Raw genomic sequence first — 11,667 nt, 5'->3', positions numbered from 1 at the left:
GTTTTAAAGAATGGTAACGCCGCGCGGATTCATGGCCGGATCTTTCCAAAAATGGAACGCGTCATATTTAACAAACACATCTGGCGGTATAATCGGAATACGCTTGATCTGTTCCACGTTCTGACGAATCGTGTGCAATCCTGGCATGCCGAGTTGTTGATCGAACGCCTCAGCCTCGAACGAAACATTGGTGAAACTGTGCTGAAAATAATCGAGGCCAAGCTTTAAATAAAGATTTTTTAGCGTCTGCTCTGGATTTTTAATAAAACTATCGTATGGAATTACGATAAGATTATTTGCTTGTGTGCCAAACCACGCTTCTCGTAAATTGTGCCAAGCCAAACCAACTAGCCCTTTTTCTGGATTCATCACATTATCAACACGAGAATATAACGATGCGCCAGCACTAAAATTGAAAATTCGCGACAATTGCATCGGGTTTTTCTTCAGCATGAGTTCGATGCTATCAATGATCCACCCGATATCTCTGACGCAGCAGATCACTTTCGCCTCGGGAAAAAGCGCGTTGAGAAGCGCAATGCGACCAGTCCAAGACCGATTGGTATCAAACCAGATTTCTGTTGCAGCCTCGCCTTCTGGCGGGTAATAAGTGTTGAATACGCCACGCAAAACGCGTGCACGCCGCTCATCGTCGAAAAATGAGCCGAATTCACCTCCGCACATTTTGGGATGCAAAGCATTGATAAGCGGCGCTACCGGACTGGTAACTGACGCGTGAAATTTCGGATTTTGCTTTAATAAGGCGGAAAGCAAAGTAGACCCGGATCGCGGCAACCCGGAAATAAAATGAAATTTAGATGACATAAAAAAATTAAGATGTCTGAGCCGTTTTTTTGAATGAGAAAATTATACGAACACATTTCAAATTAAAATTCACCAAATGTCACAGAATCCAATCTGATACACGGCGATACAATTTTTCGCTTTTTTATAATTATTTGAAATAATTCGCGACATATCCACACAAAACGAAACAATAATTTTCCATAATTGTCATACGGTTGTAATAATTTCTTGATAATCACATCAGGAAAATTTCGACTTGCGAGAAACTCGCTTCGGTAGCGCTTGCGGCGGATGTCGTTTCAAGTGCGATTGATTTAATGAGATTGACTTCCCCGCCCCTGCTCAAAACGCGTGCTTCGTCCAATTTACGGAAGGAGGTCTGGCATGGTTATCGAGATTCTCGGGGTTGGTTACGCCGACGGCGTTGACATGCGATTTCGTGCAGCTCACCGCAGAGGCAACCCGGCCCAGCCGGTTGCACCTATGCCTTCGATGTTGGTCAGGCTAATTTCCGCCACGGGGACCAGTTGGGGTTCCTTGTCCTCTGCGAAGCACACCCACGCCTGGCCTGCCGCCGGCGGTACCATCAGCACCAATTCCAATGCGCTGCCATCCTTCGTCCCGAACACCCGAACCCCGCTACCCGCGACGACATGCACTGACCGCCCGGTGTGCGGGCGTGCGCTGCGTGAAGCGCTCGACAAAGTTAACGCGACTGCATCAGACGCACTGACCGCCCCATGATCCGTCAGAAGAGCGGTCTTGCCACGCAGCGCTGCCATCCAAAGGTGCAGCCTAGCGAGACCTCCGCCCCGTCGTCGTCCAGGACCAGCGCACCGATCGCCCGCAGGTTTCGCCTGCAGTGCTCGTTTATAAATGTCATGATTCATCGCCCGCTCTGATGCAGATCCCAATCATAGCGCGGCCCGTCCTTCGACAATATCAGCGCGCGCACAGTGCTGCATCGAATGCGGAGCGACGCCACCTGCGCCCCCCGTCCCGGCGCCAACACGCCGCCGCCCACGCTGCAGGCAACGCAGCCTCGCCAAGGGTCGATAGCCGGTGGTCCAGGAAAACCGGTGCCCGCCCGGCAAGCGCCATATGCCCATCCGTTCGCCGTCGCGTCGTGATCGCGTTACACTGGCAGCACCAGATCCCGCCAGGAGCAACCATGTGCGTCAACTACCTCACCGTCAGCCGGCAGATCGCCTTCGACTGGTTCCGCACCCCGATCGAAGCCAGCGACGATTGGCGCGACGAGATCTACCGCGACCACCTGGCGCCGTTCATCGTCCACGACGACCAGGGCCAGCGCAAGGGCGTGGTCGGCAGCTACGGCTTCGTCCCGCAGCGCCATCGGCCGTTCAAGGCACTGACCGAACAAGAAAAGCTGTCGCTGGCGGCAGGCCAGGAGGTCCAGCGAAAACGCATTGCAATGGACACCATGAACGCCCGCGCCGAGGACGTCGGCAGCCGGCTCAACTACAAGCGCTTCTGGCAACAGCAGCAGTTGTGCATCGTTCCCGCCCAGGCAGTGTTCGAACCGAACTGGGAAACCGGCGTGCACGAGCGCTGGCGCATTGCGCTGGCCGGCGAACCATTTGGCCTGCCCGGCATGTGGCGCAGCTGGGAAGAAGCGGACGGCGGCATCGCCCACAGCTTCACCCATTTCACGCTGAACGCCGATCTCCACCCCCTGCTACGGCGCTTCCATAGCGACAAGGAAAAACGTGGCGTCGCCATCCTGCGACCGCAGGACTACGACGACTGGCTGGGGTCCAAAAATCCCGAGTTTGCACGCGCCCTGCTGCAACTCTATCCGGCCGAGCTGCTGCAAGCCGAGCCGGCCCCCAAGGCTCCTGCCAGCCGGCAGGCGCCCAGGGAAGTGGCCGCTGGCGCTCCGCCGGACGTCCAGCTGGACCTGTTCTGACGCGCCCAGCAGCAGTCAAGGCATTCAAGGCGGCGTCAAACCGGGTGCACTGGCGGCCGGCGCCTCGCCGGCAACGCCGGCAGCCCTGATCACGGTCAAGTGGATATCCGCCACCGGGACCAGTTGTGGCGCGTGGTCGTCTGCGTAGCGCACCCAGGCCTGGTCCGCCTCCGGCGGCGCCATCAGCATCAATTCCAGCCCCCTGCCATCCCGCGTCCCGAACACGCGAACTGCCCCGCCATGAACGACCTCGACCGGGCGACCGCCGCGCTTGCGTGGGCTGCGTGCCACGGCCGACAACGCCGACGAGACGGCGTCAACGGCACTGGCCGGGCCTACTGGGGACAACACCGCCGTCTTGCGACGCAGTTCTTCCGTCATCGCCTCGATCGCCGCCATGTCGATGTTCGCCACCACCTCCAGCCGGCGCTCCACCAACGCTGCATCGCGTCGCATCAGCTTGCGCAACAGGTAGAGGTAATACGGCGCGCGGCAGCGCCGGCTATGGTATAGCTCCAGCAACAGCGGCGGCGGCGCCACTGCCAGGGCCAGCAAATGGGTCACAGCGCTGGGATCCATGTCGAGCCGCGCCGCCACCGCACGCCTGGTCTCACCGGCCGCCAGCTTGCGGACGATGAAGCAGCCCAGCTCCAACGGCTGCAATGGCTGACGGTGGGCGTTCTCCGCCACCTGCGCATAATCGTCGAACTGCCGCTCATCCTCGGTCTCGACATACGGGATGACCGCCAGGCCGGCGCGCAACGCAGCCCGGTAGCGGCGCGCGCCAAAGCGTATCCGCAGCCGCCCGCTGGCCATGCGCCGCACCACCAGCGGCTGCAGCACGCCGCGCTGCCGGATATCCGCGACCAGCGCGGCAAACGCCGCGTCCTCGTCGAATTCGCTGCGCGGCTGGTCCGGATCTTCTTCAAACTCGGCCACCGGCGCCGCCGGCGGCACTGCCCGCGTCCGTGACAGCACCAGCCCTTCATCCAGACGGGACAGGTCGAGCACCATGTCAGTCCTCGCGCAGCAGGATGGCGGCAATGGCGTCGAACGACGGCTTGATCTCGCGCCAGGCATCGCGCGCCGCGCTGCGCAGCGGCAGGGCGCCGCCCGCCGGCTGCGGGCCGGCAGGACGCTGACGCAACTGCCACAGCGGCACGCCGGCCGCCTGCGCTTCCGCCACCGCGGTCCGGGTCGGAATATAGGCGTAGCCCATGACATCGCCGCGCGGCACCGGGATCAGCAAGCCCGGATGCTGGAGCACCAGTTGCTGCAGATTGGCGCGCTGGAACGGCGTGCCCTCCACCAGGTTCGGCAGGATGCCGATCAGTTCCAGCCGGGGATTCAGGACCTGGCGGATCTTGTGGTAGCCGTAGCGCCCATGGTGCAGCAGCGTCGCGATGCCGTCGATCGCCTCCTGGTTCAGCTGCACCGGCGCCAGCAGGAAGTCAGCGGTCGCCAGCGCCGCCGCGTAGCGCACGTCCGGACTGGGATTGGTATCCATCACGCACACCCTGAACCGTCCGGAGACCTCGGCCAGGAAACGCTGCAGTGCGTTGACGAACGCATTGTGGCGCTGCGGCTGGCGCTCCATGGCCGCCAGGTCCGGATGGCCCGGCACCATCACCAGTTGGCCGGGCGGCAGCTCACCGGCGCGTCCCTCGAACACCTCCAGCATGGTGAACGGCGCACACGCCACCAGGCCGCCGCGCGCCATGCTGTCGCTGGCATTGAGTTGCTGGTCCAGGTCCAGCAAGAGCGTCGGCGCCGCCAAGCCAGCCAAGCGAAAGCCGAGCTGGCAAGACACGAAGGTCTTGCCCACCCCGCCCTTCTGCGTCGCCACCGCCACGGTTTTCATTGCCACCCCGCGTAATCGTCCCATCCTCCGCTGTTGTACGCCGTCCGCAGCGCGCGGGCATGCGGCAGATCAAACCCGATCCGTTCGCGAAGTGCAACCTAGCAGTAAAAAATTCACGTGCTGAGCGGGATCAATCCCTGCGCAACCAAACCGCGCAAAGCGCCTGACATTAGCGCCAGATCAACCGTCCGTCGCGGCCGCCTTGAAGCACCCGCAATCGTGAATTAGCCTACTCATGTAGTTATTCATATATTAACTTATGTTTCAAATAAGAAAATAGCTTTCAGGGCCATCGCGCCCAAGCTTTGATCTCCAGGAGACCCCATGAACAAGGCAACCGTTTCCCGCATTCTGTCGGCCAGTATCTTCCCCCTGCTGTGCAGCGTCTGTGTACAAGCCTCGGCGCAGGTGCAACAGACGAAAATAACGGAGAACCTGCAATTCGGGTTGAATCTGTTGGTCGCCGCCTGTGTCGTGATCTTCACAGGCTTTTTCGTCATGGCCGGTATTGAAATCGGCGCCCGGCACAAACGGCTAATTGATATTTGGCATCTTCTTGTGGGAGCCGGCATCGCCGCGGGGGCAGGCGTATATGCAGCGCAATTCGTCAAATGAAAATGAAGGGCTCGCCATGGATGACTTCGACGATCCTTTCTTTCGCGGTTGCACCCGCCCTGCGATGCTGCTCGGTATTCCGCTGATGCCGATGGTCATGGTCACGCTGGCCTGCGCGCTGGCGGGGGTGTGGCTGGCTTACCTGTTCACAGCCTACGCCCTGCTCGGCGCTGCCACCGTCTACATTCCGCTGGTGCTGGAAATGCGCGCCGCCACCAAAAAAGACGACCAGCGCCTGCGTCAGCTGTGGCTAAGGGTCCGCATGCGCCTCCTTCACTGGTCATCGCGGCTGCGCTGGGGAGCGTACTCCTACAGCCCGCACAACTACCAACGCCGGAGCTGACATGCGCGCCCTGACCGCACTGCGCCGCCGCGCCAACGCCGAAGCGGCGATCGCCGACCACGTCCCCTTCGGCGGCTGGATCAGCCCCAACGTGATCCGCCTGCGCCACAACGGCGACCTGCTTGCCACTTGGCGCCTCGCCGGCATCGCGTTTGAAACCGCCGATCCGGCGTTTATCGCCGACCGCAAGCGCACGCTGCACAACTTCTGGAACGCGATGGGGGGCGGCCGCTGCGCCATCTGGGCGCACAAGGTCAGGCGCGCGGTCAACCTGATCCCGGGGGGCATGCCGGAACAGGCGTTCGCGCGCCACTTCACGCAACGCTACAACGCCGGCCTGACCAGCAACCGGACAGGCCTGGGCCCACGCCAGATGGTGACCGAACTCTACCTTTCGTTGATTTACCGGCCGCTGAACTGGCCCAAGGCGGGCCTGCGCAAGCGCCTGGCCGGCGCCTCCCTCGCCGAGCTGCTGGCGGCACAGCAAAGCAATCTTGCAGCGATCGACGAAATGGGACAACGGCTGGAAAGCAGCCTGCGCAGCTACGGACCGGAACGGCTGGGCGAGTACCAGCGCGCGGGGCACGCTTATTCCGAGCAAGCGGCGTTCTACGGCTTCCTGCTGAACGGCGTGTGGGAAGAAGTCGCCTGCCATGACACCCGGCTGGCCGAGTACCTGCCGGTCTCGCGCCTGCACTTCGGCGACAGCAATGGCATGGTGGAGATCTGGCATCCCGAACAGCGCCGCTTCGCCGGTCTGCTCGATTTCCAGGACTACCCCAGCACCTCCCAGCCGGGGATGAACAATGCCATCCTGTACAGCGACTACGAATACATCGAAACCCAGAGCTTTTCGATGCTCGGCAAGCGCGACGCCCTGCACGCCCTGGAGCGGCAGCGGGGCCACCTGTATGCGGCGCAGGATCCGTCAACGCGCGAGATCGAGGAGATCGACGCCGCGATGGGCGAAGTCAACAGCGGCGATATCCAGATGGGCGAATACCATTATTCGCTGGCAGTGTTTGGCGACTCGCCGGCGCAAACCGCGCGCCACATGGCGCAAGCGCGCACGGCACTACAGGATGGGCCGGGCTTCAAGATGGCGATCATCGATGCCATCCCCGAATGCGCCTGGTTCGCCCAGCTGCCCGGCAACTGGGGCATGCGGCCGCGTGAAGCCGCGATCACCAGCAAAAACTTCACCAATCTGGCGCCGTTGCATAACTTCGCGCAAGGCAAACGCGACGGCAACCCCTGGGGGCCTGCGCTGGCATTGATGGACACCCCCAGCGGTCAGCCCTACTTCCTCAACCACCACGCCTCGCCGGTGGACCAGGACTCCACCGACGACAAACGCCCCGGCAACACCATCGTCATCGGCCCTACCGGGGTCGGCAAGACAGCGCTGGTCAACGGCCTGATGACCCTGGCCCAGAAATATCCGGGCTACCGCGCCATGTTTTTCGACAAGGAACGCGGCGCAGAAATCTGCATCCGCCGCCTCGATGGCCACTACACCGGCTTCAAGCGCGGTGAACCGACCGGCCTGAATCCGTTCCAGCTACCGCTGACCGAACGCAACATCGCCTACTGCGAACAGTGGCTGCGCCTGCTGGCAGGACCAGCCCAGCCTGGCGACGAGACCCAGGAAGAAAACGAAACCAGCCATGCTGTGCGCACCGTCATGAGCGACGCCATTCCATTCGAGCTGCGCCGCTTATCGACCGTGTGGCAAAACCTGACCGTGCGCCAGGGAGGACGCAGCCTGCGCGACCGGCTGCGCAAATGGACTGCCCAAGGTCCGCTTGGCTGGGCCTTCGACAACCCGCGCCACACGCACCAATTGGACCTGCAGGGCGTCGGCATCTATGGCTACGACTGCACCGAGATCCTCGATGACGCACAACTTTGCTCACCCATCGTCGACCTGCTGCTGCACATGAGCACCGACATGATCGACGGCAATCCCTTCGTCTACTACATGGACGAGTTCTGGAAGTACCTGGAAAACGACCAGTTCGCCGATTCGGTCTACAACCGTCAAAAAACCATCCGCAAACTGAATGGCATCGGCGTCTTCATCACGCAGTCGCCCGCCGATACCCTGCTGCACCGCATCAGCAAGACCATCGTCGAGCAGTGCGTGACCAAGATCTTCCTGCCCAACCCGGCGGCCGACCACGACGACTACGTGCTGGGCTTCAAGCTCAGCGAACAGGAATTCAACCTCATCCGCAACATGAACGAGAACAGCAGGCTGCTGCTGGTCAAGCAAAACCATCAGTCGGCCATCCTGAAGTACGACCTCAGCGACATGCCGGACGTTCTGAACATCTTCTCCGGCTCGCTGGACAACGTGCTGCTGCTGGACGAGATTCGCGCCAAAGTCGGCGATGCGCCAGAGGCGTGGGAGCCAATCCTTCAACAACAAATCCGCCAAAGGCGCCAGAAACTCGCAAATAAGGAGCACCAGCCATGAAACCCAAGCAGTTTGTCATCTCAGTCCTGCTCACAGCAATTTCCGTTGTTGCTTGCGATAGCGAGAAAAAGGGGAATTTGCACAGCAGCAAGGACGGGACGGAAAACTTCGATTTCAAGCCACCACCATCAGCAGTCGCACCGACACCAGAACAGCGCGAGCCTAAGCAAGATTCATCCTCATTGCGTCCTGGCCCGAAGAAGTAAATACAGATCAATTCATTATTGCTTGAACCATCATGAAAACAGCACAAAATCTAGACGCCGCCATTGATGTGCTCCTGGGTAAATTTGTTTCGGAAAAAAGTGCTGCTGTCTGCGCTGTATTGACTCCGATAGCCGTCGCCGCCATGGCGATTACTTTTGTCTTTATCGGACTATCGATCGCGCGCGGCCAGCATGGCGCGCCGATCAAGGAAACATTCTTGCGCCTGGGGCGAACAAGCTTCATCCTCTTGATTTCCCTTAGCGCAGGCACCTATCAGAGTTTTGTGGTCAGCGGCTTGGATGGCGTGGGCGCCTCCTTTATTTATGCGGTCTCTGGAGAAACCAGTTTCGCGGCGCAGCTGGACAAAATGGAAGAGCCATTCGCCGCATTAGGCGAAAGTCTGTGGAGCGACGCCACTACCGGTATCTTTCCTAATGTCGCGTTAATCTTCGCAGCAGCGATCGTATCGCTCGCTGACTCGGCAATTTTCTCAATATCCATAGGCTTTTATGTACTCGCCAAAGTATCGGTTGCCATCGTCATGGCAGTGGGTCCGGCATTCCTCTTGTGCGCGGCCTGGACGCCCACCCAAAAATACGCGGAAAACTGGCTCGGCCAGGCTTTGAATTTCATCTTCCTGAAAGTGCTGGTAACGGTGACGGCGGTGATGCTGACCTCTTTCGCCAGCCAGTTCGCCGCACACATGCTCACCGAGACCGACACCATCAACATCATCCGTGCGGTGTGCGCGCTGCTGATCAATTGCATCGCCCTGACCATCGTCGTGCTGTTCCACCCGCAGCTTGCCAGCGCGCTGTTCGGCGGCGCCTCCATTGCCGGCGTCGGTCGCGCAATCATGCACATGCTGCTTTGGACACCGCAAAGGACACCGTCGCACAATCCACCACCGGCGAGGCCGAATCGAATCGGCAACGCCAGCCCGTCCGGGCCCACCTCGACCCGCAGCAACGCCATCAGCACACCCCGGCCGATTTACCAGAACCTGGCCTTGGCCAATCTTCGTCATCAACAATCAAGGAGAGCAGCATGAAACTACGTCCGCTGATGATCGCCAGCATCATCCTATTCGCACATGGCGCGGCCCATGCCCAGATGGCCGTGATCGACAGCGCCGGACTCGGGCAGGCAATCAAGCAGGTGCAGGCATGGGAAAAACAATACAAGCAAATGATCGAGCAGCAAAACCAGCTGAAGCAACAATTGACTGCAGCCACCGGGTCGCGCGGGCTGGGCGGACTCGCCAGCAATCCCTTGCTGCAAGCCACCGTCCCCTCCGAGCTGCCCGAAATCTATCAGGCGTTGCAAAGCCAGGGCTGGTCCGGACTATCGGTCATGGCGCAAGCCATCAGGCTCCAGGGCAAACTCTACAACTGCGAAAACCGCAGCGGGGATGCGCTGATCACCTGCCAGCGGCTGCTGAACAACGGCGCCCAGCAGCAGGCGCTGCTGCAACAGGCGCTCGCACTCACGACCGCCCGCAGCACACAAATCCAGGCACTGCAACAGCACATTAACGCGACCAGCGATCCCAAGTCGATCGCCGAACTGCAGGCGCGCTTGCAGGTGGAAACCACCCAGGTCGGCAACGACGCCAACCGCCTGGCATTGATGCGCGGCCTGGCCGAAGCCGCCGACCGCAGCGCCGAACAGGCAGTGCGCGAAAAAGTCCTGCACAGCCTGACGCTGAAGACGAACGGCAGCGAAAACTTCCATTTCGTCCCGATGAAATAACCCCACCTGTACGGAGCCCGCCATGCCGGCCGTCCCCTCAAGTGTCCAACCAGCCACGCTCAATTCCGCGCCCACCACGCGCCAGATGCCTGCCTGGGAAGTCTTGATCGACCATCAGCTACAAAGGTCCGAGCGCCGCGCCTGGTGGGTGGCGACGGTCGCCTCCAGCGTCGCGCTGACGGCCGTCGTCGCGCTGGCGGTGCTGGCGCCCTACCGTCGGGATGTGCCTTATCTGCTCGCGCTCGATCGCGTCCAAGGCAATGTCGAATTCATCGGCACCATCGACGACCGCACCATCAAGGGCTACCAGGAAGTGCTTGATAAACACTGGGTTCAGCAATACGTCGTGGCCCGCGAATCCTACTTCTACCGGCTGCTGCAGGACGACTACGACACGGTGCTGGAGCTGAGTGAGGCCGATGTCGGCCGCGATTTCATGCAGACTTACGAGGGGCCGGCCGCGCGTGACAAGCAGCTCGGTGAGCAAACCGAAATCCAGATCAAAATCGTCAGTATCCAGCTGGCGTCAAACGCTGTCGGCCAGCAGGCGACGGTCCGCTTCAGTCGCACCTTGCGCCACCTCGACACCAATCTGGTCGATCCGGTGCAATACGCCATCGCAACCCTAGCCTACAGCTACCGGCCACGGATGTTCGGCAAGGAGCTATCGCTGATCCGCAATCCCCTGGGTTTCAAGGTATCGGTCTACCGGATCGCCAACGAAATGACCCCAGTCACCGTCAAGGGCGACAGGTCCCCGGCCGGCCAGAATGGAGAATGACATGCGCCTGTCCGTCTTCCGCCTGCTGCTTTGCCTGCTGCCTGCTCTGTTCCTGCGCACCGCTGCCGCCGCCCAGCTACCGGTGCCGGCCAGCGGCGATGCGCGCGTGCTCTACCTCGATTACAAAGCCGACGACGTCGCCATCATCAAAGTCCAGCGCGGCGCCGCTACCCGCATCGTGCTGGCAGCACAGGAGCACATCCTGCGTGATGGCGCCGCGACCGGCCTGGGCGCCGACTGCGCCAAACCGGAACACGAATGGTGCATGCGGGCCGACGCCGGCGGCAACCAGGTCCTGATCCGCCCCAAAGACCGCGCTACCGCCAACAATCTCGAACTGCGCACCGACAAACGGGATTACAGCTTCCGCTTCGAGGTCGTACCCGACTCCACCAAGCAGCGCAACGGCGCCGGCAAGCCGCAACACGCCGGCGCGTTACCGATGTACCGGGTCATCTTCCGCTACAGCGAAGCAGCAGCGCCATCGGCCGCCTCCCCGGCCGCGCAAACCGCGCCCACCCCGTCCGAACTGGCGGACGCGGCACGCCCCAGCCCGCGTAACTGGCGTTACACGATGCAAGTGCTGCCTGGCGGCGAAGATATCGTGCCATCGCTGGCGTTCGATGATGGCCGCTTCACCTATTTCCAGTTCCCGGCCAACCGCGAGATGCCAACCATCTACTTCGTCTCCAGCGCCGGCGAGGAGGGGCGCGTCAACTTCCACATCGACCCGCTCGACCCCGCCATGGTGGTGGTCGAGCGCATGGGACGCCGCTTCGTCCTGCGACTGGGGGACGCGGTGGTCGGCATCTGGAACGAGGGCTTCGATGCCTATGGCGTGCCGCCCATCAATGGCACAACGGTCGATGGACTGAGCAGAATAGCGCGCTGA

At 61.0% G+C, this 11,667-nt stretch carries 12 protein-coding genes; 9 read left to right on the top strand and 3 right to left on the bottom strand.

Going from position 1 to position 11,667, the window contains the following annotated elements; translation table 11 throughout:
* Nucleotides 1-3: 3 nt before the first annotated feature.
* Nucleotides 4-825, bottom strand: coding sequence for a sulfotransferase family protein (locus tag GTP55_RS13365; RefSeq protein ID WP_161045429.1), 822 nt, complete (start codon nt 823-825; stop codon nt 4-6).
* A 1,153-nt stretch (nt 826-1,978) separates the two neighbouring features.
* On the opposite strand from GTP55_RS13365, the gene GTP55_RS13360 reads away from it, so the two are divergent.
* On the top strand, nt 1,979-2,737 hold the full coding sequence (locus GTP55_RS13360) for an SOS response-associated peptidase family protein (protein ID WP_161045428.1): 759 nt from the start codon (nt 1,979-1,981) through the stop codon (nt 2,735-2,737).
* 24 nt (nt 2,738-2,761) lie between these two features.
* Here the strand turns inward: GTP55_RS13360 and GTP55_RS13355 are convergent, their stop codons facing one another.
* Both GTP55_RS13355 and GTP55_RS13350 read right to left on the bottom strand, forming a co-directional pair.
* A complete protein-coding gene (locus GTP55_RS13355; protein ID WP_161045427.1) occupies nt 2,762-3,748 on the bottom strand; it encodes a ParB/RepB/Spo0J family partition protein in 987 nt (328 codons plus the stop codon).
* Nucleotides 3,749-3,752: 4 nt separating this feature from the next.
* A complete protein-coding gene (locus tag GTP55_RS13350; protein ID WP_161045426.1) occupies nt 3,753-4,598 on the bottom strand; it encodes a ParA family protein in 846 nt (281 codons plus the stop codon).
* A gap of 324 nt (nt 4,599-4,922) precedes the next feature.
* Between GTP55_RS13350 and GTP55_RS13345 the strand changes: the two genes are divergently transcribed.
* Genes GTP55_RS13345 through GTP55_RS13310 form a run of 8 tightly spaced genes read left to right on the top strand, consistent with a single transcriptional unit; the run spans nt 4,923 to nt 11,667 of the window.
* Entirely contained in the window at nt 4,923-5,213 is a 291-nt protein-coding gene (locus GTP55_RS13345) for a hypothetical protein (RefSeq protein ID WP_161045425.1), read from the top strand.
* Entirely contained in the window at nt 5,191-5,556 is a 366-nt protein-coding gene (locus GTP55_RS13340) for a VirB3 family type IV secretion system protein (protein ID WP_161045424.1), read from the top strand. The genes GTP55_RS13345 and GTP55_RS13340 overlap by 23 nt, the downstream gene beginning before the upstream one ends.
* Nucleotide 5,557: 1 nt before the next feature.
* A complete protein-coding gene (locus GTP55_RS13335; protein ID WP_161045423.1) occupies nt 5,558-8,035 on the top strand; it encodes a VirB4 family type IV secretion/conjugal transfer ATPase in 2,478 nt (825 codons plus the stop codon).
* Complete coding sequence (locus tag GTP55_RS13330) at nt 8,032-8,241, top strand: hypothetical protein (protein WP_161045422.1); 210 nt, start codon at nt 8,032-8,034, stop codon at nt 8,239-8,241. Before GTP55_RS13335 ends, GTP55_RS13330 begins: the two co-directional genes overlap by 4 nt.
* Before the next feature lie 32 nt (nt 8,242-8,273).
* On the top strand, nt 8,274-9,293 hold the full coding sequence (locus GTP55_RS13325) for a TrbL/VirB6 family protein (protein WP_161045421.1): 1,020 nt from the start codon (nt 8,274-8,276) through the stop codon (nt 9,291-9,293).
* The gene (gene virB5 / locus GTP55_RS13320) at nt 9,290-9,994 is read left to right on the top strand and encodes a P-type DNA transfer protein VirB5 (protein ID WP_161045420.1); all 705 of its coding nucleotides are present in this window, start codon (nt 9,290-9,292) and stop codon (nt 9,992-9,994) included. The genes GTP55_RS13325 and virB5 overlap by 4 nt, the downstream gene beginning before the upstream one ends.
* Nucleotides 9,995-10,016: 22 nt before the next feature.
* Nucleotides 10,017-10,775, top strand: coding sequence for a VirB8 family type IV secretion system protein (locus tag GTP55_RS13315; RefSeq protein WP_161045419.1), 759 nt, complete (start codon nt 10,017-10,019; stop codon nt 10,773-10,775).
* A 1-nt stretch (nt 10,776) separates the two neighbouring features.
* Nucleotides 10,777-11,667: a TrbG/VirB9 family P-type conjugative transfer protein gene (locus tag GTP55_RS13310; RefSeq protein WP_161045418.1), complete on the top strand. Its 891-nt coding sequence runs from the start codon at nt 10,777-10,779 to the stop codon at nt 11,665-11,667.

This window comes from Duganella margarita, assembly GCF_009857535.1.
Taxonomy (GTDB): domain Bacteria; phylum Pseudomonadota; class Gammaproteobacteria; order Burkholderiales; family Burkholderiaceae_D; genus Rugamonas; species Rugamonas margarita.
The sequence above is the reverse complement of the archived record's forward strand: the minus strand, read 5'-3'. Positions and strand labels throughout refer to the sequence as shown.

Excerpts from the sequence above, each read along its gene's own strand:
- GTP55_RS13365 (WP_161045429.1), bottom strand. The coding sequence starts at position 825 with ATGTCATCTAAATTTCATTTTATTTCCGGGTTGCCGCGATCCGGGTCT.
- GTP55_RS13360 (WP_161045428.1), top strand. The coding sequence starts at position 1,979 with ATGTGCGTCAACTACCTCACCGTCAGCCGGCAGATCGCCTTCGACTGG.
- GTP55_RS13350 (WP_161045426.1), bottom strand. The coding sequence starts at position 4,598 with ATGAAAACCGTGGCGGTGGCGACGCAGAAGGGCGGGGTGGGCAAGACC.
- GTP55_RS13345 (WP_161045425.1), top strand. The coding sequence starts at position 4,923 with ATGAACAAGGCAACCGTTTCCCGCATTCTGTCGGCCAGTATCTTCCCC.
- GTP55_RS13340 (WP_161045424.1), top strand. The coding sequence starts at position 5,191 with ATGCAGCGCAATTCGTCAAATGAAAATGAAGGGCTCGCCATGGATGAC.
- GTP55_RS13335 (WP_161045423.1), top strand. The coding sequence starts at position 5,558 with ATGCGCGCCCTGACCGCACTGCGCCGCCGCGCCAACGCCGAAGCGGCG.
- GTP55_RS13330 (WP_161045422.1), top strand. The coding sequence starts at position 8,032 with ATGAAACCCAAGCAGTTTGTCATCTCAGTCCTGCTCACAGCAATTTCC.
- GTP55_RS13325 (WP_161045421.1), top strand. The coding sequence starts at position 8,274 with ATGAAAACAGCACAAAATCTAGACGCCGCCATTGATGTGCTCCTGGGT.
- virB5 (WP_161045420.1), top strand. The coding sequence starts at position 9,290 with ATGAAACTACGTCCGCTGATGATCGCCAGCATCATCCTATTCGCACAT.
- GTP55_RS13315 (WP_161045419.1), top strand. The coding sequence starts at position 10,017 with ATGCCGGCCGTCCCCTCAAGTGTCCAACCAGCCACGCTCAATTCCGCG.
- GTP55_RS13310 (WP_161045418.1), top strand. The coding sequence starts at position 10,777 with ATGCGCCTGTCCGTCTTCCGCCTGCTGCTTTGCCTGCTGCCTGCTCTG.